Source organism: Arthrobacter sp. efr-133-TYG-120 (assembly GCF_030209785.1).
GTDB lineage: Bacteria > Actinomycetota > Actinomycetes > Actinomycetales > Micrococcaceae > Arthrobacter.
In genome coordinates this window covers 20371-46433 of the sequence record NZ_JARVRI010000036.1, presented here as the reverse complement: position 1 = coordinate 46433, position 26063 = coordinate 20371, and the positions used below count along the sequence as shown (strand labels likewise).

Annotated in this window: 26 protein-coding genes and 1 tRNA gene; 8 read left to right on the top strand and 19 right to left on the bottom strand. The window is 63.2% G+C overall.

Features of this window, described 5'->3' with window-relative positions; genetic code table 11:
* Nucleotides 1-32: 32 nt before the first annotated feature.
* The 4 genes from QRN51_RS18935 to QRN51_RS18920 are packed head-to-tail and all read right to left on the bottom strand — an operon-like array spanning nucleotide 33 to nucleotide 4021.
* Entirely contained in the window at nucleotides 33-1199 is a 1167-nt protein-coding gene (locus tag QRN51_RS18935) for a Gfo/Idh/MocA family protein (protein WP_284991358.1), read from the bottom strand.
* A 24-nt stretch (nucleotides 1200-1223) separates the two neighbouring features.
* On the bottom strand, nucleotides 1224-2084 hold the full coding sequence (locus QRN51_RS18930; protein ID WP_284991357.1) for a sugar phosphate isomerase/epimerase family protein: 861 nt from the start codon (nucleotides 2082-2084) through the stop codon (nucleotides 1224-1226).
* 41 nt (nucleotides 2085-2125) lie between these two features.
* On the bottom strand, nucleotides 2126-3133 hold the full coding sequence (locus QRN51_RS18925) for a Gfo/Idh/MocA family protein (RefSeq protein WP_284991356.1): 1008 nt from the start codon (nucleotides 3131-3133) through the stop codon (nucleotides 2126-2128).
* A 42-nt stretch (nucleotides 3134-3175) separates the two neighbouring features.
* A complete protein-coding gene (locus QRN51_RS18920; protein ID WP_284991354.1) occupies nucleotides 3176-4021 on the bottom strand; it encodes a sugar phosphate isomerase/epimerase family protein in 846 nt (281 codons plus the stop codon).
* A gap of 383 nt (nucleotides 4022-4404) precedes the next feature.
* Between QRN51_RS18920 and QRN51_RS18915 the strand changes: the two genes are divergently transcribed.
* Both QRN51_RS18915 and QRN51_RS18910 read left to right on the top strand, forming a co-directional pair.
* Entirely contained in the window at nucleotides 4405-4953 is a 549-nt protein-coding gene (locus QRN51_RS18915) for a gluconokinase (RefSeq protein WP_284991351.1), read from the top strand.
* Complete coding sequence (locus QRN51_RS18910) at nucleotides 4950-6461, top strand: GntT/GntP/DsdX family permease (RefSeq protein ID WP_441432546.1); 1512 nt, start codon at nucleotides 4950-4952, stop codon at nucleotides 6459-6461. Before QRN51_RS18915 ends, QRN51_RS18910 begins: the two co-directional genes overlap by 4 nt.
* A 40-nt stretch (nucleotides 6462-6501) precedes the next feature.
* Here QRN51_RS18910 and QRN51_RS18905 read toward each other — a convergent pair whose 3' ends face one another.
* The 3 genes from QRN51_RS18905 to QRN51_RS18895 all read right to left on the bottom strand — a co-directional run bounded on the left by QRN51_RS18905 (nucleotide 6502) and on the right by QRN51_RS18895 (nucleotide 8434).
* Nucleotides 6502-6801 carry an NAD(P)-binding domain-containing protein gene (locus tag QRN51_RS18905; RefSeq protein WP_284991350.1) on the bottom strand — a complete coding sequence of 100 codons (300 nt, stop codon included), beginning with the start codon at nucleotides 6799-6801 and terminating at the stop codon, nucleotides 6502-6504.
* 12 nt (nucleotides 6802-6813) lie between these two features.
* Nucleotides 6814-7218, bottom strand: a complete 405-nt coding sequence (locus QRN51_RS18900; RefSeq protein WP_284991349.1) for an NADPH-dependent F420 reductase — start codon at nucleotides 7216-7218, stop codon at nucleotides 6814-6816.
* Between the two features lie 79 nt (nucleotides 7219-7297).
* Nucleotides 7298-8434 (bottom strand): App1 family protein phosphatidate phosphatase, encoded by a 1137-nt coding sequence (locus QRN51_RS18895; protein WP_284991348.1) that lies wholly within the window; start codon nucleotides 8432-8434, stop codon nucleotides 7298-7300.
* 215 nt (nucleotides 8435-8649) lie between these two features.
* Between QRN51_RS18895 and QRN51_RS18890 the strand changes: the two genes are divergently transcribed.
* Nucleotides 8650-9090 carry a VOC family protein gene (locus QRN51_RS18890; RefSeq protein ID WP_059387432.1) on the top strand — a complete coding sequence of 147 codons (441 nt, stop codon included), beginning with the start codon at nucleotides 8650-8652 and terminating at the stop codon, nucleotides 9088-9090.
* Between the two features lie 329 nt (nucleotides 9091-9419).
* Nucleotides 9420-10520 (top strand): ATP-binding protein, encoded by a 1101-nt coding sequence (locus QRN51_RS18885; RefSeq protein WP_284991559.1) that lies wholly within the window; start codon nucleotides 9420-9422, stop codon nucleotides 10518-10520.
* A gap of 236 nt (nucleotides 10521-10756) precedes the next feature.
* Here QRN51_RS18885 and QRN51_RS18880 read toward each other — a convergent pair.
* The 3 genes from QRN51_RS18880 to QRN51_RS18870 form a co-directional block, all read right to left on the bottom strand.
* Nucleotides 10757-10829: transfer RNA gene (locus QRN51_RS18880), tRNA-Ala, on the bottom strand.
* A 31-nt stretch (nucleotides 10830-10860) separates the two neighbouring features.
* The gene (locus tag QRN51_RS18875) at nucleotides 10861-11661 is read right to left on the bottom strand and encodes an SDR family oxidoreductase (protein WP_284991347.1); all 801 of its coding nucleotides are present in this window, start codon (nucleotides 11659-11661) and stop codon (nucleotides 10861-10863) included.
* 6 nt (nucleotides 11662-11667) lie between these two features.
* Nucleotides 11668-12393, bottom strand: coding sequence for a hypothetical protein (locus QRN51_RS18870; protein WP_350225005.1), 726 nt, complete (start codon nucleotides 12391-12393; stop codon nucleotides 11668-11670).
* A gap of 51 nt (nucleotides 12394-12444) precedes the next feature.
* Between QRN51_RS18870 and QRN51_RS18865 the strand changes: the two genes are divergently transcribed.
* Nucleotides 12445-12705 carry a hypothetical protein gene (locus QRN51_RS18865; protein ID WP_284991567.1) on the top strand — a complete coding sequence of 87 codons (261 nt, stop codon included), beginning with the start codon at nucleotides 12445-12447 and terminating at the stop codon, nucleotides 12703-12705.
* Here the strand turns inward: QRN51_RS18865 and QRN51_RS18860 are convergent.
* Both QRN51_RS18860 and galU read right to left on the bottom strand, forming a co-directional pair.
* Nucleotides 12702-13322 carry a GNAT family N-acetyltransferase gene (locus QRN51_RS18860; protein ID WP_284991345.1) on the bottom strand — a complete coding sequence of 207 codons (621 nt, stop codon included), beginning with the start codon at nucleotides 13320-13322 and terminating at the stop codon, nucleotides 12702-12704. The two genes, QRN51_RS18865 and QRN51_RS18860, sit on opposite strands and share 4 nt — an antisense overlap.
* A gap of 6 nt (nucleotides 13323-13328) precedes the next feature.
* Nucleotides 13329-14234 (bottom strand): UTP--glucose-1-phosphate uridylyltransferase GalU, encoded by a 906-nt coding sequence (gene galU, locus QRN51_RS18855; protein ID WP_059387427.1) that lies wholly within the window; start codon nucleotides 14232-14234, stop codon nucleotides 13329-13331.
* Between the two features lie 117 nt (nucleotides 14235-14351).
* Between galU and QRN51_RS18850 the strand changes: the two genes are divergently transcribed.
* From QRN51_RS18850 to cpaB, 3 genes are all read left to right on the top strand, one after another.
* Nucleotides 14352-14957, top strand: coding sequence for a 5-formyltetrahydrofolate cyclo-ligase (locus tag QRN51_RS18850; RefSeq protein WP_284991342.1), 606 nt, complete (start codon nucleotides 14352-14354; stop codon nucleotides 14955-14957).
* 154 nt (nucleotides 14958-15111) lie between these two features.
* Nucleotides 15112-15363: an FmdB family zinc ribbon protein gene (locus QRN51_RS18845; protein ID WP_284991341.1), complete on the top strand. Its 252-nt coding sequence runs from the start codon at nucleotides 15112-15114 to the stop codon at nucleotides 15361-15363.
* 201 nt (nucleotides 15364-15564) lie between these two features.
* Nucleotides 15565-16323 carry a Flp pilus assembly protein CpaB gene (gene cpaB / locus QRN51_RS18840; protein WP_284991340.1) on the top strand — a complete coding sequence of 253 codons (759 nt, stop codon included), beginning with the start codon at nucleotides 15565-15567 and terminating at the stop codon, nucleotides 16321-16323.
* A gap of 19 nt (nucleotides 16324-16342) precedes the next feature.
* On the opposite strand, the gene QRN51_RS23490 is transcribed toward cpaB, so the two are convergent.
* The 7 genes from QRN51_RS23490 to QRN51_RS18810 all read right to left on the bottom strand — a co-directional run bounded on the left by QRN51_RS23490 (nucleotide 16343) and on the right by QRN51_RS18810 (nucleotide 26059).
* Nucleotides 16343-16588 carry a hypothetical protein gene (locus tag QRN51_RS23490; protein WP_502870882.1) on the bottom strand — a complete coding sequence of 82 codons (246 nt, stop codon included), beginning with the start codon at nucleotides 16586-16588 and terminating at the stop codon, nucleotides 16343-16345.
* Nucleotides 16589-16597: 9 nt separating this feature from the next.
* The gene (locus tag QRN51_RS18835; protein ID WP_502870881.1) at nucleotides 16598-20512 is read right to left on the bottom strand and encodes an AAA family ATPase; all 3915 of its coding nucleotides are present in this window, start codon (nucleotides 20510-20512) and stop codon (nucleotides 16598-16600) included.
* Between the two features lie 128 nt (nucleotides 20513-20640).
* Entirely contained in the window at nucleotides 20641-22248 is a 1608-nt protein-coding gene (guaA, locus tag QRN51_RS18830; RefSeq protein ID WP_502870880.1) for a glutamine-hydrolyzing GMP synthase, read from the bottom strand.
* Between the two features lie 106 nt (nucleotides 22249-22354).
* On the bottom strand, nucleotides 22355-22873 hold the full coding sequence (locus tag QRN51_RS18825) for a DUF3817 domain-containing protein (RefSeq protein ID WP_059387423.1): 519 nt from the start codon (nucleotides 22871-22873) through the stop codon (nucleotides 22355-22357).
* The gene (locus tag QRN51_RS18820) at nucleotides 22870-23712 is read right to left on the bottom strand and encodes an SURF1 family protein (RefSeq protein WP_284991338.1); all 843 of its coding nucleotides are present in this window, start codon (nucleotides 23710-23712) and stop codon (nucleotides 22870-22872) included. Before QRN51_RS18820 ends, QRN51_RS18825 begins: the two co-directional genes overlap by 4 nt.
* 58 nt (nucleotides 23713-23770) lie before the next feature.
* Nucleotides 23771-24259, bottom strand: a complete 489-nt coding sequence (locus tag QRN51_RS18815; protein ID WP_059387422.1) for a PTS sugar transporter subunit IIA — start codon at nucleotides 24257-24259, stop codon at nucleotides 23771-23773.
* Nucleotides 24260-24298: 39 nt separating this feature from the next.
* Complete coding sequence (locus tag QRN51_RS18810) at nucleotides 24299-26059, bottom strand: glycerol-3-phosphate dehydrogenase/oxidase (protein ID WP_059387421.1); 1761 nt, start codon at nucleotides 26057-26059, stop codon at nucleotides 24299-24301.
* Nucleotides 26060-26063: the final 4 nt, after the last annotated feature.

The window sequence follows — 26063 nt, the reverse complement described above, 5'->3', positions numbered from 1 at the left end:
TGCTTAAGTGCCCTACTCACGCGCCCTGCGAGCTAGGAGCGCTCGGCGAACTTGCCTTCTTCGCTGATGCGCTTGTTGAGCTCGCGCATGTACTCCTCCTCGTCGAAGTCCAGGGAGACTTCCTTGCCGGTCCAGCTCGACAGGTGGATGGCGTTGGCCAGGCGGACGCCTTTGATGCCGTCCGAGCCGGGCGCCAACAACGGAGTGCCGTCGAGGATGTTGGCCGCGAAGTTCTCCAGGACGCCGGCGTGTTGGCCGCCCCAGGCCGACTCGAACTCGATCACCTCGGTGGTGTAGTAGTCCTCGGCTTTCAATTCGCCCATGAAGAGCTTGCGGACATCGTCCATGTCCATGCCGTCGCTGAGTTCGCGCTCGGGTTTGACCAGGCGGGTGACCGTGGCGGTCTTGCTGTTTTCCACCACGATCTTGCCCTGGTCACCCAGGATCTCGAAGCGGTCCGTGCCCACAAGGTCGTGCGTGGCCGTGACGAAAACTCCGGTGGCACCGTTGCCGTAATCCACGACGGCGGTGACCTCGTCTTCCACGGCGATGTCCCGGCGGAATCCGTACGCCACCTTGGAGTAGACGGACTTCGGCACGCCGCAGATCCACTGCCACAGGTCGAGCTGGTGGGGTGCCTGGTTGACCAGGACGCCGCCGCCTTCGCCGCCCCACGTAGCGCGCCATTCGCTGGAGTTGTAGTAGCCCTGCGGGCGCCACCAGTTGGTGATGATCCAGTTGGTGCGCCGGATGGCCCCGATCTCGCCGTTGTCTACGATCTCCTTGAGCTTCTTGTACAGGGGGTTGTTGCGCTGGTTGAACATGATCCCGAAGGAAAGCTCGGGCTTGGAAGCCGCGAACTCATTGAGCCGCTTGACTTGCTTGGTGTAGACACCAGCGGGCTTCTCGACGAGGGCGTGGATGTTGCGCTTGAGCGATTCGATGCCCATTTCCGGGTGCAGGTAGTGGGGCACGCACGTGACGATCGCATCGACGTCGCCGCTTTCCAGCATCGCGATGTAGTCGTCGTAGAACGGCGCACCTGGGTACAGGGAGGCTGCCGGCTCCTTCTTTCCAGGATCGGTGTCGCAGATAGCGCCGATCACCATGTTCGGAACCAATCCGTCAGTGATGAACTTGGCGTACGTGCCGCCCTGCTGGCCCAGGCCGATGATGCCAAGGCGTACTTTCTTGCTCATGAGTAGATCTCCGTTGTAGTGGGATTAGAAGAGGTCGCCGTGACCCATGGCCACCAGGTTGTCGTATGAAGTCTGCAGGGCTTCCCACACCGTTCGGCCATAGAGTTCGTCCTGCTCCACGAGCAAGTACTCCGCGCCGGCAGCCTGGGCCGCGTGAATGATGGACGGGAAGTCAAGGTTGCCTTCGCCCACTTCGGCAAACTGGACCACGTTCTTGAACTCGGCCATGAAGCCCGCGAGGTCCCGCCTTTCCAGGAACCCGAAGGCCGATTCCGGCAACTCCCCTATCCGGTAGTCCTTCAGGTGCACCATGGCCGTGCGTCCGGCGTATTTGGCCAGGGTCCGGACGGGATCCAGGCCGCCGCGCTGCACCCAGTGCACGTCGATCTCCATGCCCATGGCCGGGGAGTTTTCGGCAATGATGTCCAGCATGTATGTGCCGTCGAACTTCGCGAACTCGATGTGGTGGTTGTGGTAGTACAAGCCGATGCCGTGTTCCCGGAGGTTTTCGGCGTATTCGTTGGCTTGCTTCGCGAAGTCCACCACGGCGTCGATCGACTTCATGGCCGGGAACGGCATCATGCCAATCCGCAGGAGGTGGGTGTCCAGCCGCTTTGCGTCGTCAACGATCTTGTCGAAGTGGTCCTTGAGTGAGTCGCCGGGCATGCCCTTGGGCGTCTCCATGGCGACCGAAAGCGCCGCGATGTCCATGCCCAGTTCGCTCCGGGAGCGATCCAGTTCGGCAACGTTTTCCGGCGTCATCGGGATCTGCGAAATCTCGACCGCGTTGTACCCGATCGCACTGACCTTGCGGAGCGTTTCAAACGCCCCGTCTTCGGCAAAACTGCCCTTCAGCATCATTGCCTGTACGCCGATTTTTGCCACTTTTGTCCTCCGTTGGTTCCGGGCCTTTATGGGCCGCCTGGTTAGCCCACTTGCCCGGAAATGTCCGGGTAGCTTTGGGCGTAGATGTCTTTGACGATCCTGAGTGATTTTTCGGCTTCCCCAGGGCTGATCCAGAAGGGAGCAGGATCCCCGAGCTTGGCATAGAAATCCTTGATCAGGAGTTCGTGGGATACGCCCCAATACGCGCGCCCACCCGATTCCAAGGCACGTTCCGCGATGGTTTCCACGGTGCCGTCGGCATAGCTGACAACAAGGTCGCCCCGGAGGCTGAGCGTGGCCTTTTCGGTCACGATGTCCAGCGTCACCGGTGCGTTGGTGGCATTGGCCAAGGTGGCGTAGAAGACGCTGGTGGCACCGTTTGCGTGCCCGGCGATGAATTCCGCCGTATCCTCCACCTCGATCACGCCGCCCAGCGAGCGCGTGGAGGCGTGGCCCTCCACCTTGGTCACGTCGCCTACCAGCCACTGGAGCAGGTCCACCGTGTGGATGGCCTGGTTCATCATGAGGCCGCCGCCTCCTTCGGCCCAGGTACCGCGCCACGGCCTGTCACGGTAGTACTCGGCCGTCCGGTGCCACATCACGGTTGCCGAGGCGCCGAGAACCTGGCCCAGCCCGCCGTCGTCGAGCAGTCTCCGCATGGCCTGGGACGTCGCGTTGTAGCGGTTCTGGAAACATACGGCGATCTTCGCCGTACTCCGTTCGGCCGCCTCAACCAGCCGGCGTCCCTCTTCCAGGGTGTGGGCGAGCGGCTTCTCGACAATCACGCTGACGCCGCGCTCAAGGCACTCCGCGGCCAGCGAGGCATGCAGGTGGTGCGGAGTGCAGATATGCACGACGTCGGGCCTCACCGATTCGAGCATCTCCAGGTAGTCCGCGTAACCCGGCACACCGTAGGCGGCCGTTGCCGCCTGGAGGCGACCGGCGTCGGTGTCGCAGACCGCCACGAGTTCAACGTCGTCCATTTTGGCGATTGCTCCGAGGTGCACACTCGATACATCGCCGCAACCGATGACTGCTGCTGTAGGCATTCTTCTCCCTCGAAAGATGTTTTCCTTTGAACCTACAGGCCCTCAGGCGAGGGCAACACCGTTCTTGGCTGCGAGTGCCGCAAAGGCGCGCGCTGCGGCGCCGAAGGCGACGGGTCCGGAGAATCCGCCCAATTCGTGTGTGCTTGCAAGGTGGGGTTCGAGCGAAACGAAGCCGGCAAAGCCATCGGCCTTGAGCGCGGCGATGGTAGCGTCCAATTCGCCGTCGCCTTCGCCTGCAGGCACCACTTCACCTGTCCCGCTGATTGCATCCTTGATCTGGAAGTACTCCAAGTAGGGGCGCAGCACGGCATAAGCCACGGTGTACGGCTTGACGCCCACCTGGACAAAGTTGGCGCTGTCCCAGGCAACGCGCAGCGCGGGTGAATCGACAGTCTCCATGATGTCCAGGACGCGCTCGGGCATGTCGCCGTAGATGCCCTTTTCGTTTTCGTGCAGGAGGACGACGCCGGACGCTTCCGCCTCGTTGCTAAGTGCGGTCAGGCGCTCCATGACTGAGTCGCGGATGTCTTCCGGGCTCTGCCCTTCGGCCCGGTAGAAGGAGAAGATGCGGATGTATTTGGTGTCGAGCACCTTGGCCACCGAAATGATCTGGCGCAGCCGGGCGAGCTCATGTTCCACCGGAACACCGACGTCAACCTTGCCGATGGGGCTCGCGACCGCGGAAACCTTCAGGCCCTTCGCGTCCAGGATCGCCTTGAGCCGCCCGACCTCTTCCGGTTCGAGTTCCGAAACGTTGGTGCCCCACGCGCTGCGCACTTCGATATGGCCGGCACCGAGCGCCAGCAGGACTGCGGCCTGGACCGCGGGATCGGGATCCACTTCGTCGCCGAAACCGGACAGGCTCCACACGGCATTGGTTTCAGTCACGGAATTCTCCTTTGGATCCGTTCGCCCGCATGGCGACAAATGGCACCAAATCGTAGTTCACGGGCATGCGTTCGCCTCGAGTCTAGCCACCTTGGTGTCGGATTGACAACCGATTGCCAAATATTGGCAACTTGTGGATGCGCATCGGCCGGACTAAAAACGGGACGCCTGGTTTTTTCCGGAAGCGGTGTCCGTATCCCCTCAAGCTTTCCTGGTGTCGGGCTTGACCGGGCTTGCCGCTTCTGTCCGAGATCGTACAACGCCCCGAATGAGCCGTCGTCAGGCCTGCGCCCCCGGGGCCCGGCCGCCAGGAGATCCACTGCGATTCCCTATGGCACTGAGGCCCACGTGCTGCCAAGATGGGCTCCATGGACCCTCTGGACATGGCGACGACCCCTCTGTCCGAACCCGTTGTGCTGGTTGTCATGGGTGTTTCCGGCTCAGGGAAATCCACGGTTGCCGCACTCCTGGCGGGGCGGCTTGGCTGGTCCTTCGAGGAAGGGGATGCCTTGCATCCCCAAACAAACATCGACAAGATGGCAGCGGGGCATCCGCTGACGGATGAGGACAGATATCCCTGGCTGGAGAAGGTCGCCGAGTGGGTCGACCAGAGGCTGGATCACGGGGAAAACGGCGTCATCACGTGTTCGGCGCTCAAACGGTCCTATCGAAGCATTATTAATCGCCGAGGTTCAGGCGTCGTCTTCGTTTTTCTGTCCGGGACGCCCGAGACTATCAGCGCACGGCTGGCCGAACGCCACGGCCATTTCATGCCCGCCAGTATGTTGGGGAGTCAGTTCGCGGATCTTGAAGAGCTGTCTCCGGGTGAGCCCGGAATCCGGATCGACGTTGGCCCGGCTCCAGGAGTGATTGCCCAACAAATCATGGACAAGTTCGGCCTGCGGCCGAGCGGAACAGGACGAGAACCATGAACGGAATCTCCATCCTCAGCAGGCCCCTCGCCGGGGTAGCCACGGACGCCACTACGGATGCGATGCATCAACCTTGGACCGGCCACGACACCCAAGTACTTGTTGTGGCGGCCATCGGCATCGCGATAGTCGTCTTGCTGATCGTCTGGGCAAAGATGCATGCTTTCCTGGCATTGAGCATCGGCGCCCTCTTCGTCGGCATTGCTTCGGGCATTTCCTTGGACAAGGTGACAACCTCCTACGAAAATGGCGTCGGCGGCGTGCTGGGCTACGTGGGTGTGCTCATCGCCTTGGGAGCCATGCTGGGCAAGCTGCTGGCTGATTCCGGCGGCGCGGACAAGATCGTGGACACGCTCCTCCATGGCCGGCCTGCAACGCTGCCCTGGAAGATGGCGCTCATCGCCGGCATCATCGGCATACCCATGTTCTTCGAGATCGGGCTCGTGCTGCTCATTCCCGTGGTGATGCTCGCTGTGCACCGCTCCAAGGGCCCGGCAATGCGTCTTGGCATTCCGGCCTTGGCCGGTTTGTCGGTCCTCCACGGTTTCATCCCGCCGCACCCGGGCCCGTTGGCCGCGATCGGCATCCTGCACGCCAATGTCGGTGTGACCCTCGCGTTTGGACTACTCATAGCCATTCCGACCGTGATCATCGCTGGTCCCCTCTTTGGTCGTCTCGCCGCACGGATCGTGCCGATCGGAGCCGCAGGCGCTGGCCTCGCCGTTACCGTTGGAGCCGGCGAGAACGCCGAGACGGCCAGATCGCAAGGCCCCGGCGCGAAGGCCGCCAGTTCGCGCGGCGACGCGCCCGTCGGCAAGGCGCAGGATCCACAAGCAACGCGCAGCCCGTCCTTTGGCTGGACCTTGGTGACCCTGCTGTCACCGTTGGTGCTCATGCTGATCAAAGCCGGGGCAGACATTTGGATGGACAAGAACGCGCCGCTCCGGCCTCTGCTGGACTTCATCGGCGACCCGGTCTTTGCCCTGCTCGTGGCGGTGCTTTTGGCAATGGTGACTTTCGGTACGAGGGTCGGCTTCTCAGCCTCCATTCTGACGAAGAAGATCGGCGAGAGCCTGTTGCCGATCGTCGGGGTCATGCTTATCGTCGGCGCGGGCGGCGGCTTCAAACAAGTACTCGTCGACGGCGGCACCGGAACCGCGATCGCCAAGATCGCGGTCGCTGCCAGCCTGTCGGCACTGGTGCTGGGTTGGATCATCGCAGTGCTGATTCGTCTTGCCACCGGCTCGGCGACTGTTGCCACAGTGACGGCCGCAGGAATCATCGCACCGCTGGCAACCGGCTTGTCCCCGGCTCAGCTGGCGCTGGTTGTGCTCGCCATCGGTGCCGGATCGCTGTTCTTCTCCCATGTCAATGACGCCGGCTTCTGGCTGGTCAAGGAATACTTCGGACTGACGGTAGGCCAGACGATCAAGACCTGGTCAGTCATGGAAACGATAATTTCCGTCGTCGGATTCGGATTCACGCTGCTGCTATCCGTTTTCGTCTAGTCAGGACCGGCACAACGAAGGCCCTCCGCCGCGATCTGCTTTAGAGGGAGGCACGCGCCTCATCGGCGTTCAAAAGCCTTCCACCAAGCCCGCCATTCTGGTGAAGATCGCCTCGCATCAACTCGAGCCTGCCGGCCGCCTCGATTCCGCCGGCTTTGACCGGGTCAAAGCCAGCGACACGAATGAGCCGCTCCACCGTTTCGGCCGCAGCGTCGTCGTCGGTTGCGTAAAACAGAACTGCCCGCCCGGATGGCCGGTTGGCTGCCGAACCCAGCGCGTCGGCCCCCAATGTGCCGAAGGCCTTCACGAAATGCGCGCCATCAGGGAGAAGGTCTGCCACGATCGATGCTGCTCATTGGCCCTCCGGCAGCGTCGTGGTGTAGCCGCCGTGGCCATCAGGCCCGATCGGGTTGGTCGGGTCGATGACGACCTTGCCGAGCAGGGCGTCTGACAGTTGGGAGATGAGTTCCTTCTCGGTGTCCAGCCACACGGCCATCACGACAGCTTCAGCCTGTGACACGGCATCGCCGACGCTCGCCGAACTCGCCAATGCACCGAGCTCAGCGGCCAACGATTCAGCATGGGATTGATCGCGGGCCGCCAAGACCACCGGCTCGCCGCCTTGAACAAGATGGCGGGCGACACTGGACCCGATGTTGCCGGTTCCAATAATTGCAGTTGTCACGTCAACCTCCAGATCATGGTTATCGAGAATTGCCCTGTTCTGATCGTACGCGCGGCGCAAATTGCCAACCATAGGCTGCTTGTCTGCGAGATGAGTCGGCACCGCCTGCTGTTCTCACCGGGCGGGGATCCGACGTCGGTCAGCTGCGGGCCTACGGCGTCTCCGGCATGTCTGCGGGCCGGACGCTGCGCCGGATGATGCCCAGCTGCTCGAGCTGGGCCGACATCCCTGCACCGTCCGGAGAGTAAATCCAGGGAATCCCCGGCGTGGGCTGAGCCGCGGACTTTGACCGCCCGCCTGCGAGCACCGCTTCCCCGACGGAAAGCTGGCGGATCGCGATTGCCCTGACGTTCTGCGGATGGCGTTGGGCGAACTCGGCATAGATCGCTTCGTCGTGCTGTCCATCGTCGCCAACCAGCAGCCACTTGACGCCGGGGAACTCCGCCGCGAGACGTTCCAACGAACTCCTCTTGTGCTCCTGTCCGCTGCGGAACCAGTGGTCCGGGGTGGGACCCCAGTCGGTCAGGAGCTTGGGACCGGCGGGATATAAATTGCGGGACAGGAAGCGTGACAGTGTCGGAGCGACGTTCCACGCTCCGGTCGACAGGTACACCACGGGGGCCGACGGCGCCGTCCTCACGATCCGCTCGTACAGCACAGCCATGCCCGGCGTCGGGGTCCTCGCGTGTTCGTCGAGTACGAAGGTGTTCCAGGCGGCTAAGAATGGACGGGGCAGCGCCGTGACCATCACTGTATCGTCAATGTCGGAGACGACACCGAAGTCTGCGTCGTCCGCGACGATTTGCACAGGGGCTTCCACGATCCTGGATCCGCCGGATTGCACGGTGATCATATGCCAGCCGACGTCGAGGGCTGCCGGGATTTGGGCGTCGACGACACCTCCGCGGTCGGCTTCGACGTCGTGGTCGATGCCCGCAATCGTCACCCGCACGGTGGCATGTGCCACGGGCGCGCTCGTGAAATTGCGCCAACCGCGCATGCCATCTTTCAGCGGTTTGAGCGTACCTGCCTGGGCGCCGCTCCCGCCGTCCCGTGGTTCACTGCGGACAATGCGCGCCAAAACCCGGACCCATGAGGTGGTGCCGTAACCGGTGTAAGGGATGACGGTCTCCACCCGACCGCGCCGGATCGCGAGACGCGTCTGGAACCTGAGCCAGGCATCGTCGATCCTCAGGGCCAGGTGGCGGCCTGCGCCGCTCGACGACGTCGGGCCCACGCTCTCAACGCTGTTGGACAGAGCGCGCGGCTTCACAGGGAGGGGACACATGCGTCCAGTCTGACATGGCGCTCCCCAAGCCTACGCACGGGCCGTGCTGGCCAATCCGCTGGTTTGCGCACACGGAGCCGGGCCGCCGACCTGGATCCCTGCCCGTACACCGTGCCAGCCGCGCGCCGGACTCTTTCTCCCAACGTGAATCCGCCGTAAAGTCCCCGGTAGGCTCCGTCCTGGACCGTGCAAACGAACACTTGGAGGTTTTTCTCATGTCGCGCATCATGCGGTTCGACCACGTCGGCGTCACTGTTCAGGACCTCGACCACGTGGCGGCGTTCTTCGTGGGACTCGGGCTCGAGATCGAGGGCCGGACCTTTGTGGAGGGCGAGTTCATTGATACGGTCACAGCGATCCCGGACTCCCGCACCGAGATCGTCATGTTGCGGACGCCAGGCGGAGGAACCGGGGTGGAGCTATCCAGCTTCGTCAGGCCAGATCCGCAGCCGGGGTCGCCCGCCGCCATGGCCAACGAACTCGGGCTTCGCAGCTTGTCTTTCGAAGTCGACGATCTTCAAGCGAGGGTCGACCGGTTGGCTTCGGAGGGGTACGGGTTGGTCGGTGGCATCGGCCAGTACGAGGGAGCCTGGCGCATGGCGTACGTTCGAGGTCCAGAGGGGATCATTGTGTCCCTGGCTGAGCGGATGAGCTAAGGATCGGCACGAGCAAGGCCCTCCCACCCAACGTTTCCGAAGGTCAAAGGGCCTTCACTGTGGAGCTAAGGAGCTTCGAACTCCTGACCTCTTCTCATGGGAGGGCACATTTCGTTGTCTTCCAAGGGTTGCCCTCTCCAAACGCGCGAATGCTGCATCATCGTCTTCGGCGCCGTCCTTCCGACGCAGATCGTCTACCCCCGATGGACCCCTCAGTGGCTCGGATCCGAGGAACACGAGTATCATGGCAAAAAGTTCACCAAATTCACCCGGATACCCAAATTCACCAAATTCACCCAAATTCACCTGAGGAACGTGGCGTGCTCAACATGGACAACCCGTTCCGGCCTACGGCCGGAGCCACCCCACCGGAAGTCATCGGCCGCTCCGGACTCCTGGATGAATTCGAATATGGCCTTCAGCTCGGTTCCGGAGCCCCTGGACTCCTGTCCATCTTCACCGGTGCCCGCGGCATCGGCAAGACGGTCATGCTGGGAGCTGCCCATGACCTTGCCCAGGAGCACGGATGGGCAGTGGTGGCCGAGACCGCGACCGGAACCTTCATGGGTCGGATCGGCGAAAAGATGCGCCGACTCATCCAGGAGCTTGACGACCAACCCGAATCCCGCCGTCGTATCACAGGGATTTCGATTGCCGGGTTCAGTGTCACGTCCCAACTTTCGCCCGAACGCCAGGTGGACTGGTGGGAACTGGGGGAAACACTCCTGAAGCTTCTCGACGAACGCGGGACCGGGCTCCTCATCACCGTCGACGAGATCCATGCCGCCGACCGAGCCGAACTGGCCCAGCTGGCGGCCAACGTCCAGCACTTCATCCAAGACCGGCTGCCCATCGCACTGATCTTTGCAGGCCTTCCCTCTGCCGTATCTGATCTCCTGAACGAGGGCGTGGCAACATTCCTTCGCAGAGCAGACAAGATCGATCTCCATGCCGCCGCGGTACGCGATGTCGAGACATCCTTCACGGAAACCTTCGCCGCCGCCGGGATCACCATCGACCCGGACCTGGTGCACAAGGCAGCGACAACCACCGGAGGCTACCCCTTCCTCATCCAACTGGTCGGCTACTTCCTCTGGCGCGAGGCCGAGAATAACAACGGCGGCCTCTCCTCCGCCGCCGTCGACCGGGCAATTGCCGCCGCCATCCGACGCAACGAACGCGTCGTCATTGAAGCCGCCCTCGCCGCGGCATCCGCCAAAGACCAGGAGATCCTGCACGCAATGGCCATCGACAATGGACCCTCCACGGCCGGGGACATCGTCCGGCGGACCGGTTCACGGCCCACTCTCGTGGCCAAATACCGGACCAGACTCCTCGCCGCAGGCCTCATCGAATCAACCGGCCACGGAAAAACCGGCTTCGCCATCCCCGGACTGCGGGAATACCTCCGCAAAAATCAGCCAAACTGACCGCTGCCGGTCGGCGACGGACCTCCTCCACCCACCCGGCAGAGACTTCCAGCAGGCGGGGCTCAGACCCGCTCGAGTTTGCGGAGGCGCTCTCCGCAAACGGCGTGACCGAAAGCGTTAAACAGGTTCTCGCTGTGGTGCCGGGGCCGGGAGGATATGGCCGTCGGGTTGGCCCCATTTTCGACGCAAAAAAGGCCCTCACCCCCACGTTTCCGCAGGCCAAAGGGCCTTCCCCGTGGAGCTAAGGAGATTCGAACTCCTGACCTCTTCGATGCGAACGAAGCGCTCTACCAACTGAGCTATAGCCCCTGGTCAACTGTGCATTGCCAGTGTCCCTAGGCTACAAACTATCTTCGCGCTTTGCCAACCACGACTCGAACGTGTCTGTCCCGGTCCGCTGGCTTGGCACCAAATTCAGTCCGTTCCGAAGATATTTGCCCATCGCTCCGGGCAACGGCACCTCTACGATCCGTCCAGAACGCCCGGTCGCCTTGAGCCAGATCTCAGCGAGTTCACGCATGGTCCGGATGTCCGGTCCGCCGATGGTTCGTGTCCGGTGTCGCTCAGCGGAAGGTTCCCCCATGGCCTCGGCAAGCAACTCCGACGCCACGTCCAAAGGCGAAATCGTTTGAAAGCGGGCACCCTTGAAGACCGGGATGAGGCGAATTTTCGCCGCGGCCTGGAAAACCGCCGTCAGGAGGCTGTGGAACTGGGTGGCCCGCACAACAACCGTCTCAAGCGCAGAATTCGCGTAGACCCGTTCTTTGTCTGCCTTGGAGCCATAAAACGCCGCGTTGCTCTGGTCGCAGTTGATGATCGAGAGGACAACAGCCTTGCGGACACCGGCACCGGAGGCCGCGGCGAGCAGGCGCGCGCCGCCGTCGGCGAAATTCTTGAGGGCTTTCCCGAACTGCCCTTCCAAGCAATCGATCACGACGTCGGCCCCGTGCAGGGCTTCTGCCAGCCCGGCCCCTGTGGTGACGTCAGCCTGAAAGTAGCGGGCGCCGTCGTGATGGGCTGGCGACGTGCCCGACGGCGGCCGGCGGCTCAGCACCGTCACGTCGAGGCCGGCGTCGAGCGCCAAGCGGACGACTTCACGGCCCACCTGTCCCGTGCCACCTGCGACGCAGACAGTAGTCAAGGGAGGCTATGCCCGGCGGCGCTGCAAAACGTCGTCGAGGTTGCTGAGGGCACTCTGGGGCTTGCCGTGCTGTACCTGGACCGACGGACCCGCGGACGGCGCGCTGGCCGGCTTCAGCGTCGGCTTGCCGAGCGGCTTGGGGGCCTCAGGCAAGTCGAGGGGTTCGGGCGCCGGTCGAGGCGCCTTGGCGGCGTCGACGTATGTTGGTTTGGGTACGTCCACCGGCCGCCATTCAGACTCTTTGGATTCCGCCGTAAACCGGACTGTGTTGTCGCCGGCGGCGACGGCAACGTTAAGGGCGGCCTGCCGGAGCTCGACGGCGGTCAGTCGGGTCGCCTCACGGGCGTGGGCTTCGGCGTCGAAGATCTTGGTCGCAGGTCGGTCCGACGCCGGCGCATTTGCGCGGGGGCTCTCGACCGCGGGACCCATTGCATTACGGAAGGCCCTGTTCATCTTCGCCCGGCGGTCCCTGATGGCGAGCCGGCGAAGCAGGAAAACGGTCCCGACCACACCGACGATGGATGCCAGCGGCAGCCAACCCGAAACGAGGCCAAGAATGCGAAGAACGCCTGAAACGGCCGCCGTGAGCAGCAGGAGGAGACCGCCGAGTGCAAGGGCGCAGCGCCCGTATCTGACTTTGAAGACCGCCGCATCCGATGCAGCATCACGCCGTTCGCCGGCGCCGGCCGATACCTCGGGCAATGCGGTTGCGGTGCTCTGCATGGTTTCCATTGCTTTCTCCTGCCGAGGGGTGATTGACAGAACCACCCCGGCTTGCAGTTCATGAGCGTCTTCGTCGATGACATCTGCCGGGATGTCACCGGCCATTTGGACGTGGTTGTGACGATTCCGCAGTATGTATGGCGCAACCCAAACAATCCACAGCGCGACAGCAATGACCAATATCACCGAGCTGCTGAGAGGGAAGTCCACAATCAAAACCGTAGAAGGAAATACGCAGAGGCCGCCGCATTGCCCACGGTGTGTCGTCGGAGAGTCGGCAAATCAATGGATTTACCGGCTCTCATCCACTGGGCCGACTAGTTGGCTCCGCGTCTCAGCCAAGCGGCCAGCAAACCGCCGGGGACCTCTTCCGAGGTCAACGCAAAGCTTCGGTGGTCAGCCCATTCTCCGTTGATGTGGAGGAAACGCTCACGGCGGCCTTCGTCACGGAATCCCAGCTTCTCAACGACGCGTAGGCTCGGCCCGTTCTCGGGCCTGATGTTGATCTCCATCCGGTGCAGGCCCAGAGCCTCAAAGCAATGGTCGGTGGCCATGGCAACCGCGGTGGGAGCTATTCCGCGGCCGGCCCGCGCCTGGTCGACCCAATAACCAAGCGTGGCCGTCATCGCCGACCCCCACATTATCGAGGAGACCGTGAGCTGCCCGACGATCCTGGGCTCGGGGAACCCGGGAATGCGCTCCGTGATCACGAACGGAAGGGCACTCGCTTGCCGAGCCTGCGAGTTGAGGGAAGCCACCATCTGCCGATAATTCGGCAGGCGACCGCCAGGGGCCGGGTTGGAGGCTTCCCAAGGCGCCAGCCAATCACTGTTGCGTGAGCGGACCTCGGTCCATTCCTTCTTGTCCCGGTAGTGAATGGGACGCAAGATGAGGTCGCCACTCTCCAACGTCACCGGCCAAATGGCCGACCCCCACACGATGAGCTACTTGCTGAGGCCGGCGGCGAAGCCGGGCAACCACTCACGCAGACCGGGACCGAGATCTTCGCTGTCGCACGCCAGCTGGACGCAGGCTTTGAGGTAGCTCAGCTTGTCCCCGGTGTCGTATCGACGGCCACGGAAGACCACTCCATACACGCCGCGGCCTTCGCCCTCCTCGGCGGCCAGGACCTGGAGGGCATCCGTCAGTTGGATTTCCCCGCCACGTCCCGGCTCGGTGTGCTCAAGGACGTCAAATACGGCGGGGTGAAGCACGTAGCGGCCAATCACGGCCAGGTTTGATGGAGCTTCATCTGCGGCTGGCTTTTCCACAAGCTGCTTGATCCGGACGTAGCCGTCTTCGCCGATATCCTCGATGTCAGCGCAGCCATAGGAACTGATCTGGGAGGGCTCCACCTCAATGAGGGCTACGACTGATCCGCCGGTCTTCTGCTGGACCTCAATCATGTCGCTGAGGAGTGTGTCCCGGGCGTCGATCAGATCGTCACCGAGAAGAACCGCGAACGGCTCATAGCCGACGTGCTGCTTGGCACGCAGCACCGCATGGCCCAAGCCCTTGGGGTCGCCTTGGCGAACATAGTGGATGTCGCCCAGGCCGCTCGTGGCCTGTACAGCGTCCAATTTGGTGATGTCTCCCTTGGCCTCAAGGGTCGCTTCAAGCGCCGGGACACGGTCAAAGTGGTCTTCCAATGCGCGTTTGTTGCGTCCCGTGATCATCAGGATGTCGTTGAGGCCGACGCCCACGGCTTCCTCAACCACGTATTGGATGGCCGGCTTATCGACCACCGGCAGCATTTCCTTGGGCATGGCCTTTGTAGCCGGCAGGAATCTGGTACCGAGCCCCGCAACGGGGATCACGGCCTTGCGGACGGCGCAGCTATTGGAAGTCACCGGACTAATCTAACGGAAGGAGCTGGACATTGGGCAAAAGAGTCCCGGGGCGCACAGCGGTGAAGCTCCCTTTCCTGCCCATCCCCGGGCCGCACAGCAGCAAGAACTGGAGCAAAGATGACTTTGAAGGACGATATCCGCCGGGACAACCGCAAGCGCAGGCTCACCTTGACCGCGCAACAGCGTGCTGACGCTGGAACGGGGATTGCCCGCCATGGCCTCCTGTGGGCGGATGCGGTTACCCAAGGGAATCCGTCGACTTTCGCGGCTTATGTCGGCGTGGCTGCCGAGCCGCCGACAATGCCCTTGCTCGCTGCGCTCCACGCCGCCGGGCACCGGGTCCTCCTTCCCGTCTGTGAACCGGAACGGCGTCTGAGCTGGGTCTATTGGACACCGGAAACGTCTTTTGTCCGCTCGAACTACGCCCCGATTGACGAGCCCGTGGGCGAACGATTCGACAGTGGCGCCATCAAGGATGCGGCTGGAATCTTCCTTCCGGCCACCGCGGTCGATGAAAGCGGAAACCGTATCGGGCAAGGGGGCGGTTACTACGACCGGCTCCTCGACAAGCTCGACGCCGACGGGCAGCGTCCGCCGACTGTCGCCGTCGTATATGACCACGAAGTGTTGCCCGCGGGGACGATCCCCGCACAATCGTTCGACAAGCCCGTGGCCGAGGCACTTACCCCTAACCGGGTTGTACGCCTGGTTGCGGCGGCTTGACCGAGTTTGAGGTCTGTCTACTCCGCCACATTCCGTAGTAGCGGCCTCGACTCCGGATGATAGAATTGGCACTCAGGCCCTGCGACTGCTAATGGACGGAACAATCCGCCTTGGCAGCACAGGACCTGCAGTTCGTCCCGGAGGAGGATCACCAGTGCCCACATATGCCTATGCCTGCAAAGACTGCGGACATGCCTTTGACATCGTTCAGACTTTCACGGACAGCTCGCTGTCCGACTGCCCTGAATGCCAAGGGTCGTTGCGTAAGAAGTTCAACAGCGTGGGCGTCGTCTTCAAGGGATCGGGCTTCTACCGCACCGACTCCCGGGATTCCAAGGGAAGCACCGTTTCGGCCGCTCCCGCCGCACCAGCTGCGTCTCCGGCTCCGGCGGCTGCCGCGAGCTGATAGCCGTTTCCGGCTGCCCCCGGTTTTCCACAAAGCACGACGTTTCCACATAACTCAACGTTTCCACATAGCTCAATAGGGCCCTGCCACGGGACCTGCGTGCCCCGTTAGCGTGGCACCATGCCAAAAATCCCGAACGTATCCCCGGGCCCTGTGCCTGCCGGATCTTCGTCGCTTCCGCGCGATAGGATCCCGTCGCCGATGAGCATGGCCCGTACGCGTCGCCTTCAGGTTCTTCCTTTCAGGGCGGCGGGCGGGCGCCTCGGCGCTCCCACGCGACAATCCGGGCATCGACGCTTCGCTGGCTGGCTAAACCACAACCGCCGCCTCGTGGTGGCCCTTCTGCTATGCGTGGCCGCCGGGATCGCGGTCCACCAGCTGACTCCCCCTTCGGAGCAGCGAGTCACGGTCCTGGCCGCCGCGCGGGATCTTCCTGCCGGGTCCACTTTGATGGATTCCGACCTCAAACCCCTCGAAGTCCTTCCAGATGGAGTTCCCGCGGGGGCGCTCTCCCCCAAAACCGGATACGGCGGGAAGCAGCTTGCCTCGCCCCTGCGAAAGGGGCAGATCCCCACGGACGCCCAACTCCTGGGACCGGGCCTGCTCACCGGCACCGCACCCGCGACGGCGGCCGTTCCACTTCGCATGGCCGATCCCGCTTCAATCCAGCTCATCTCGCCGGGCCAGGTGGTCGACGTTGTGCTCACCGCAGCAGATGGGCCTGAAGGGCCCGGCAAGAAATCCGAACTCCTGGCATCTGCGGTCCCGGTCTTGTGGACATCCGGGCAGGGAGGCAAGGCCACCCAATGGTTGGGCACGAACGAGGCGGACGGCCTTGTGGTTGTCGCCGCCAATCCGCAACAGGCCGAAATCCTCGCCGGAGCTTCCACGCGAGGGAAACTGTTCTTTGTCCTCGTCAATCCCTCTGACAACCGGCAATCCCGAGCCCCGGCCGGATAACCACGAGCAAATGGAGGGTTCAGCCCCAGTGCGGGGGCCTTTGCTCCTTCAGCCAGGCGTCGTGGTCATAGCCAGGCTCATCGCCCCAACGGCGTGGATCATCCTCGGAGGCTTTCTTGGGCAGAATACTCTCTCCTGCCGGCTTCCGCTCCGGTGCGGGCTTCACTTTTGTTTTCTCCTGCTCGTCCAACTCCGCGTCAGGGCCCAGCGCATCGGCACTGGTGTCCGCAGCGCACTTGGATTGAGTGCTTTTGCTTTCCGCCATTGCGCTTCCTTAGGGGATCGCCGGTCCCGAGCCAGTGCCTTGCGTACCGCGGGGGCCTTGCATACCATCAGGCCCGGCCGTGGCATGGTCCGCCTGACTGTTCAGTTCCAATTGTTCAACATCAACATCCAGGAATCCATCCTGGACGGCACTATACGAGGGTGCCGTCGGCTTCTCCAGCCCCAGATAGGAACCGATGCGGTCGGCGCAGGACGAAGGATCCGTGAATACTTCAATGGTCCACAAGGACATGTAACGCCAACCCAGGCGTTCCAGAAGTTGGGGCCGGAGCCTGCTGCGCTCCCTGACGCTCATGCGGCGGTACCGTTCCGTGCCATCCGATTCAATGGCCACCGGGGTGGGCATTTCGGTGTCATCGCGACCTATGGTGTGCACGGGATCGGCTGCCGCGGCAATGTCCAAGGCTCCATCGTAGTGGTGCCACACCCGGGCTCCGCGTGCACGGAGCCGCTCGCCCAGATCCGCCACCAACGGATCCTCACCGAGCGCCTGCTCGCTGGCAGCAGCCCTGGTGGCGGGCGTCCCCAGGTCCGAATTCCCGGACAATTCACGGTCCAGGAGTTCATGGAAATCAACGGCGCCGTGAGCCAACCTGTCCAGGTCGAGGTCCTCCGGACGGAAGCAGCTCAGGACGTGCAACGACCTCCGGGATCGGGTCATTGCCAAGGCAAACTTGTTTCGCCCGCCTTCGACGGAGAGCGGCCCGAAACTGTGCAGAGCCCGGCCGTGCGGGGTGCGCCCAAAGCCCAGGGAGAAGATGATGTGGTCGCGGACCAGTCCTTGTGCGCGCTCCAAATCCACCACGCGGAAGGACTCCGCACCGGCGTTGAAGAAACCCGAGAGCAGCGGATAGTTGGGGAGCTGGAGCCTGATGGCCTCGCCGATCCTTGCGGCATGCCGCAGGCTTGCGGTGACCACGGCGAGCGAGGTCCTTGGCCGCAGACTGGCGTGTTGAAACACCAGGTCAACCACACGGTTCACTTCCGCGGCGACCGATTCGACACCTTCGTGATCCGCCCCGGGAAGGCCAGTACCATCCGGGATGTACTCAACTACCACCGAGCGGTCCAACCCGGTTACGGACTGCCCGTCCGGCAGCCGGCGAAGGCCACCGTTGTAGTAGTTCTTGCTCAACTGCAGCACGAGATCTTCGTCGACCGCGCGATACACCCAGTTCAACTGCCAGGTGGGCAGGACCCGGGCCAGGGCATTGAATGCACTGTCCACGGTGTCTTGGCTTGCGGCTCCGGCCATGGGTGGCTCCACGGCGACGCTGAAAGTGCGGGCATTGGCGATCTTCGCGTCGCCAAAGGCAACCACTTGCTGGGCCCGGGCAATGGCCGGCAGGACGGCCTGCAACGATGTGCTCTCGGCATCGAGAATCACCACCGCGTCGAATTTTTGTTCTGCGGGCAAGAGGCTCGTCAGCAGGTACGGACTGATGGACCACACCGGAACCAAGCGGGACACAAGGGCGGGCGCCTGGGCACTGAGCGCGGACAGGGTAACGCGGCCGTCTTTGATCAGGTTCCGCAGGAGCTCCGATTGGCGGGGGTGTTCGGCGATTCCAGCCCGCCACATTTCGGCAAGTTTCCACCGCAGGCGCGCGGCCCCGCTGGCAATGTGCGCGTGGTCCGCCAGGCGGTACTCCGCTTCGAGACGGCGAAGGGAATCGCCGTCGGACATCGCGAGGTAGTCGTCACCGCTGATCATCGCTTCCAGGGCGGACTGCCACCAGGCGAGGTCCAGTTCCGCGGCAACAGATTCGGCAGGCACTTCGCGTTCAGCCAGGTCAGCAAGAAGCTCGGCGAGTCCGTGCTCGCGCATGTTCTCGACCAGAAGCGTGCGCTCCGGGAGCGTCTCCAAAGTGCCGGTGTCCGCCACAAGGCGCTCAAGCCGCTCCAAGAGATCCTCGTAGCGCGTCGCGTGGAGGTCGCCGCCGGCCGCGGTGTGTTGGAGGCAATCGCCCAAGCGGCGGAGATCCCGGTCCAGTTCGCGGTAGCTCGCGCCGAGGTCGGCAAGTCCGGAGGGCACTGCCGGATGGCGCTGGGTGGTCGCGTACTGGGCCCACAGTGCCCGCTGTTCCTGAACGAGCGCCAAGGAGCTGTGCAGATCCGCAATGTGGACACCGGGGCGGACATATTCCTTTGCCACACGACGCAAGCGGGAGCGCTGCATCGAGGGCATCTCGACTCCCCGCTCACGGCGCCAAGCGGAGGTAGCGGTGGCCGAAATCAGGTCGTGGACCGGCCGGTCAAAAATATCCGGGGTGAACTTGTCCAGGCTCTCCCGGACCGCCATCAAGAGTTCAAGCTGCGCGCCCCATTCGGCGAAGTTCGCCCCAAGCCGGATTTCGGAGTGCTCCGCAACCTGGTTCATCCGTTCACGCAACCGGGGAAGTTGTTCGGCGGCACTGCTGGCCAGTTGCTGGGCTTCCTCGGTCTCCTTGCGCGTGACCAGGCGGGCCCCGTACCAAGGGCTCGACGTCGATTCACGGCTGAAGCTGCCAAGCTCCGCAGCGCGGCGCAGTCTCTCGGCCAGCTCGGCCCGGTCTTTGATATTGTCCAACACGCTGCGCTTCAAGCGCACCGTCGTAGCGGGGGCAGGGTGGATCGAGGTGAGCTCCGCGAGCGACTGCATTGCCTGGTAGGGCGAGCACCCCCAGCGCTGCCGTACGTTGTGCAAAGACGCGACGTGGTCCATGAGTGCATGGCGGTGCTCGGTCAAGGTCTTGTGGAGATTCGCGAGTTGCGGCTCCAGCGACTTCTCGTTGCGGATAATCGCGCTGACCAGTTGACCCTTGAGCTGCTGGGGCGTGGCACCGTTGCCTGGCCTGAACAGCATCGATTCAAGGCCAAGGGCTTCAAAATGGCCGGCCAGGCCGTTGAGGCTCGCCCGCCGGTCGCCCACCACAAGCACCGACTTCCCCTCGTTGACGAGGGCACCGATGGCGTTGATCGCGGTTTGGGTCTGGCCGCTGCCTGGTGGGGTGCTCACCACCAGCGAGTCCCCTGCCCGGACGGCATCCACGACGTACTGCTGATCCGAGTCCGCGTCCAGGAGCAGCGATTCTTCGGCGGGGTCGCGCTCGTCGAGGTTCGGGAACCGTCCGGACTTGATGGGTTCGGGTTCCACATCGCCGCCGTTGGCGGCTTCAAACAGGGAGGCAACGACGCTGCTGTTCTCGTTGATCCAGGGGTCGTCCAAGTTCCCGGACAGATCCGCCAACGTCGTGATGAGGAGATTGGGGGTTACTTCGGCACCGTGGATCGGTTGTACCAGTGTGGCAAGACGGTCGAGGACCGGCAGCGGGTCAAGGCGCGCGGTGTTGTAGGCCATGCGGCTCACGGCGTTGACGTCAAAGACGATTCCATGGACGGTCTTCAAATGCCGGACCAACGCGGGGTTGATGCCTGCTTGCTCGGTCAGTTGCAGCTCGTAGTCGTCTTCGCCCGTCCGCGCCGTGAGTGAGATGGCTGCCAACATGACGGGGGCGGAGACTCGTTGGGGTTTCCCTCCCACCGCCGACGTCCACACGACCGTGCCGCAGGAGAGATAGCCGGCGTCGATTCCCCGGTCATTTCCCAGTTCGAAAATCTTTGAGCGAAGGTTCCTGGCTGCACGCGCGGCAACAAGATACTGCTGGCGATCCCGGATCAAGGTGGAAAGACGGGTCCGACGTCCGGCGAGGAGCTGTGCCAGGCCTGAGGGGTGGCCGTTGCTTAGGTCTATCGACCCTTCCGGCGTCTTGACGAAGCGCAGCATGGTGTCCGCGCCAGTCACGGGCTTGAGCCCCGACAGCCATTTCCGAAGCTCTATGGAGCTCTCTTCGTGGCTTTGACCTACTGACACCGCTGCCTTCTTTTCTGTTATAGCTCGAGACGACTTGGACCAAATCGGCATACTTTCGAGGGTAGCGGGAATCGACCGGCAGTCCGCACCGCAACACTGGTGGAAAGGCAAATTGGCGCTGATTTCAGGGGAAAAACAAAGTGACCGGCCCCTGGAACAGAGGCCGGTCACTCAGAATGCTATTCCCACTCGATGGTTCCCGGCGGCTTGCTGGTGACATCAAGTACCACGCGGTTGACGCCATCAACCTCGTTGGTGATCCTGTTGGAGATCCTGGCGAGGAGGTCATACGGAAGCCTCGACCAGTCGGCGGTCATGGCGTCCTCGGACGAAACCGGACGCAGCACGATCGGGTGTCCGTAGGTGCGGCCGTCGCCCTGCACGCCAACGCTGCGGACGTCGGCCAGCAGCACGACAGGCATCTGCCAGACGTCATTGTCGAGTCCGGCCGCCGTGAGTTCAGCCCGCGCAATCGCGTCCGCCTTGCGAAGGAGGTCGAGCCGTTCCTTGGTCACGTCGCCGACGATGCGGATACCGAGGCCGGGTCCGGGGAACGGCTGGCGTCCGACGATCTCCTGCGGCAAGCCGAGCTGCGCGCCCACGGCACGAACCTCGTCCTTGAACAGCGCGCGGAGCGGTTCAACGAGTTCGAACTGCAGGTCCTCGGGAAGGCCGCCCACGTTGTGGTGGCTCTTGATATTCGCGGCACCTTCGCCGCCGCCGGATTCGACGACGTCCGGGTACAGGGTGCCCTGGACGAGGAACTTGATGCTCTCGCCTTCGGACGCAGCCTCGGCGATGATGGCCCGCTCTGCTTCCTCAAACGCACGAATGAACTCGCGGCCGATGATCTTGCGCTTGGTTTCGGGATCGCTGACCCCGGCCAGGGCGGACAGGAAACGCTCCTGCTCGTTGGCGACGTAGAGTTTGACGCCGGTAGCGGCAACGAAGTCACGCTCGACCTGTTCGGCTTCGCCTTCGCGCAGCAAGCCATGGTCCACGAAGACGCAGGTCAGCTGATCGCCCACGGCGCGCTGCACGAGGGCTGCGGCAACGGCCGAGTCGACGCCGCCGGAGAGGCCGCAGATGACCTTGGAATCGCCGATCTGCCGGCGGATCCGGTCCACCTGCTCGTCGAGGATGTTGCCTGTGGTCCAGTTCGGCTTCAGGCCTGCCCCGTTGAACAGGAAGTTTTCCAGAACCTGCTGGCCGTGGACGGAGTGCTTTACTTCCGGGTGCCATTGAACGCCGTAGAGATGCTTCTCTTCGTTCGCGAAAGCAGCCACAGGTGCTCCGGCGGTGGTCGCCAGGACCTCGAAGCCTTCAGGAGCCTCGTGAACGGAGTCTCCGTGGCTCATCCAGGTGTTCTGGGAGTCCGGGACACCTGCAAGGATGGAGCGCGCCTCACCGACGGTGGTGGCCTCGGTAGCGCCGTACTCCCGCAGACCGGTCTGAGCGACCTTGCCGCCGAGCGCGTTCGCCATGGCCTGGAAGCCGTAGCAAATACCGAAGACCGGGACGCCGGCCTCGAAAAGGTCCGCGCCAACCCTCGGGGCACCCTCGGCATAAACGCTTGAAGGTCCGCCTGAGAGGATGATCGCTGCCGGGTTCTTGGCCAGAAGCTGCTCGGTGGTGAACGTGTGCGGAACAATTTCCGAGTACACATTCGCTTCGCGGACGCGGCGGGCAATCAGCTGCGCGTACTGGGCACCGTAGTCAACAACCAGCACCGGCTTCTGGGAAGTCTGAGCTTCAGAACTGAAGGGTGCGGTGGGAGTAGTCACCATAACAGCCTACTTTGCCGGGATGCCCCGGTGCACCTTGAAGCCGGTCGTGAAGCCCGGAAATCAATCCGACGTTAGCGATCTCACAGTGACCGCCGCACCACGCCCGTCAGTAGCGCTTGGAGGCCTGCGGATTCGCGGCGAGTTCCATCTCTACCTCAGAGTGGAACTTCTTCTCCACGATGAAGGACATGAGAGGGACGACGCCGCCCAAGGCGAGCAGGACGAGCTTGGTGAACGGCCAGCGCATGAGCGACCACAAGCGGAAATCCGAGATGAGGTACAGCACGTACATCCAACCGTGGACGATCAGGACCCCCACGGAAACGTTGACCCCGCCCAGGACCGCCTTGGACTCGGCGTCGGCGAATCCGAAACCGAAAGGCTGACCGGTGATCGCATTGGTACCGCCGGCGAAGAGATACACGCCGAACACATAGCGCGCAACGAGTTCGGCGCACAGAAGCAACAGCATGGTGCCGGTGAGGTAAGCCATGACTTTGTAGAACTTCAGGGCCGAGCGGATCTGCGCCGTCGTTCCGCCGAAGCGGCGCTTCTTGGCCGCCCTTGGCTTCGCGGCGGATTCTCCGGACTGTTCGGGCTGGATGGCCGGTTTGGGCTCAATCATGGCTTTACCTGTTCTGGCTTGGCAATTGCTGGCAAATCGTCTGACGGGTGTTCGGCGTCGGGCTCTTCCTCGTCGTCTTCAAGGGTGCGCCGGTAGTCATCGGCCACCATGCGCCACCAGATGTAGAGGGCGAATCCTGCAAAGACAACCCATTCCACGGAGTAGAAAAGGTTGAGCCAGTTGATCTGTTGGTTGGGTGGTTGGGCCGGGATATTCAAGGGCTTCAGCTGCGCTGGAAGTGCGAGGGTCTTGCCCGCGGATACTTCCGACGTCGCGGCGACGAAGCCGGGATAGCTCGAGACGTCCCATGTGTTGATGAGTTCCGCGACGGAGACCGCAGAGGCGCGTCCCGCTCCGGCGTCGACGTTTGGCACCGGCGCCTCGGACGGCAGGAGCCGTCCGGTCAGTTCAATGGTGCCCGACGGCGGCGGCCCGGCTTGGGCGGGATCGGCGACCCAGCCGCGGGCCACGGGGATCCACGTCTTCCCGGTTGCGCCGACGCCGTGGAGGACAGGTGCTCCGTCGACCGCAAACGCGGTCACTACCCAGTACCCTTTTTGCCCTGCGAGCAGCCGGCCCTCCACGAGGACCTGCTTGGTGGGATCGTAACTACCCTTGGCACTGACCATTTGGTCCGACGCCGAACCCGGGAAGAACGTTCCAGGCTGCAATTCCCCGGTAAGCGGCTTGACCTGCTCCACAGCGGGGTCGTCAACCGGGGCGTCGCTCTGGGTGGATCTGCCGAACTGCCACTGGCTGAGCAGCACAAACACCCCGGAGAGCAGGAGCGCAAAGACAAGTCCTGCGATCCAGCGGGGCTTCAGAGCGGTTTTCAACACCCCTTAACCGTACTTCGTCAAGCTGTAGAACAGCTAAACGGGAGGGCCTGCCCCTTCCTCAGTGGTCGAAGAAAACCAAGCTGGAGTTGATCAGTTCGGCGATGACTTCGGGATCGTGGGCGCGCCGGAGGGATTCCCTGAACGATTCCTTGGACAGCGAGCGGGCCAAGGTCGCGAGGACTTCCAGGTGGTCCGAGAATGAGCTGGCGGGCGTAGCGATGAGCAGGACCAACGTGGCCGGTCCGTCGCTGGCGCCGAAGTCCAACGAATGACCGAATTTCGTGACACCAACAGCGATGGAGACCCTGGAGACATACTCGCTGCGGGCATGCGGAAGGCCAATGCCGCCCGGCAGCCCGGTAGCAAGTTGGTGCTCGCGCGAGTTGACGACTTCCAGGAAGCCCTCAAGGTCCGTGATGCGCCCGGCTGCGTACAGCCGTTCCGCGAGCTGGCCCGCGGCATCTGTTTTGTCTACCGCTTCCATCTCAAGGATGACGGTCTCCGGCGTGGTTAGTTCGGCATCATACGGGTCCAGTGGTTCCGCCAAGTCGTTTTCCCTCCAGTGTGGCCAGCCAACCCGGGCCGCTCAGCGGAGGGGAACGATGTCATCGACGCCCATGCGCGCAGCATCGGCCGATTCATCGTCGGGCTGCTGTTGGCTGAGCCGTTCAGCTTCCACCCGGGCCAGGTAGTGCTTGATTTCGCTTTCCCGCTGCGCATCGCTCCAGCCAAGAATTTCTCCCATCAGCTTAGCGACAACAGGGACCGCGGAAACACCTCTGTCCCACGACTCGATCGAGATGCGGGTGCGCCGGGTCAGGACGTCATGGACATGCCGGGCACCCTCATGGGTCGCGGCATAGACGACCTCTGCCGCCAAATAGTCGTCTGCCCCCGGCAGCGGCTCCGCCATCGCCGGGTTGTCCTTGATGATGGCGAGGACTTCCGGGGTCATGGAGCCGTAGCGGTTGAGCAAATGTTCCACCCTGGCAACGTGGACCCCGGCCTCGTCGGCGGTTCTTCCCCGCCTGTTCCACGCGGCTTTGAATCCCTCGGCGCCCAGGAGGGGGATGGTATCGGTGCAGCTCGCCGGCACGCGCTCGTCCATGGCCCGGGTCGCTTCGTCCACCGCGTCCTTCGCCATGACCCGGTACGTGGTGAACTTTCCACCCGCAACCACCACCAAGCCTGGAACCGGGTGCGCCACCACGTGTTCGCGTGAAAGTTTGGCCGTGGAGTCGCTCTCCCCCGCCAGCAGCGGACGCAGTCCGGCGTAGACACCTTCGACATCCTCACGGGTCAAGGGCCGCTTCAAGACACGATTGACGTGTTCAAGAACATAGTCGATGTCCTTGGTAGACGCTGCAGGATGCGCCTTGTCAAGCTTCCAGTCGGTGTCCGTTGTGCCGATGATCCAGTGCCGCCCCCAAGGTATGACGAACAGCACGGATTTTTCAGTCCTCAGGATCAATCCGACCGTGGACTGGAAGCGGTCGCGCGGGACCACCAGGTGGATGCCTTTGGATGCACGGACCTTGAGCTGGCCGCGATCCGTCACCATGGCCTGGGTCTCGTCCGTCCAGACTCCGGTGGCATTGACCACTTGCTTGGCGCGGACTTCGATGATGCTGCCGTCTTCCTGGTTTTCCACCTTGGCGCCGACCACGCGTTCGCCCTCCCGCACGAACGACACCACGCGCATCCTGTTCACGGCATGCGCTCCGTAATGTGCGGCCGTGCGGACGACATTGACCACCAGCCTGGCGTCGTCGACCTGTGCATCGTAGTAGCGGATGGAGCCGACGAAGGCATCGCTCTTGAGGCTGGGTGCTGCCCGCAGTGTTCCGCGCCGGAAGAGGTGTTTGTGCATGGGTACGCCGCGGCTGTGGCCGGAGGTGAGGCCAAGCGTGTCGTAGAGGAAGATGCCGGCACCAACGTAGGGCCGCTCCCAGAAACGCCGGGTCAGCGGATACAGGAACGGAACCGGGCGCACGAGGTGTGGGGCGATTTGCTGGATCAGCAAACCACGTTCCTGGAGGGCCTCCTGGACCAACGCAAAGTCGAGCATTTCCAGGTAGCGCAAGCCGCCGTGAATCAGCTTCGAAGACCGTGACGACGTGCCGGAAGCCCAGTCCCGGGCCTCGACAATGCCCACCGACAAACCGCGGGTCACCGCGTCCAGCGCCGCACCGGCCCCCACTACGCCTCCCCCGACGATGAGGATGTCGAGTTCCTTGCCAGGCTCCGTGGTTCCCCTGAGGACTTCGATGGATCTTTCCCGCGCCTCCGGACTCAACGCACCGGTTGATGCATCAATCCTTTGCGAACCATCTGCAACACTGCTCATTGGA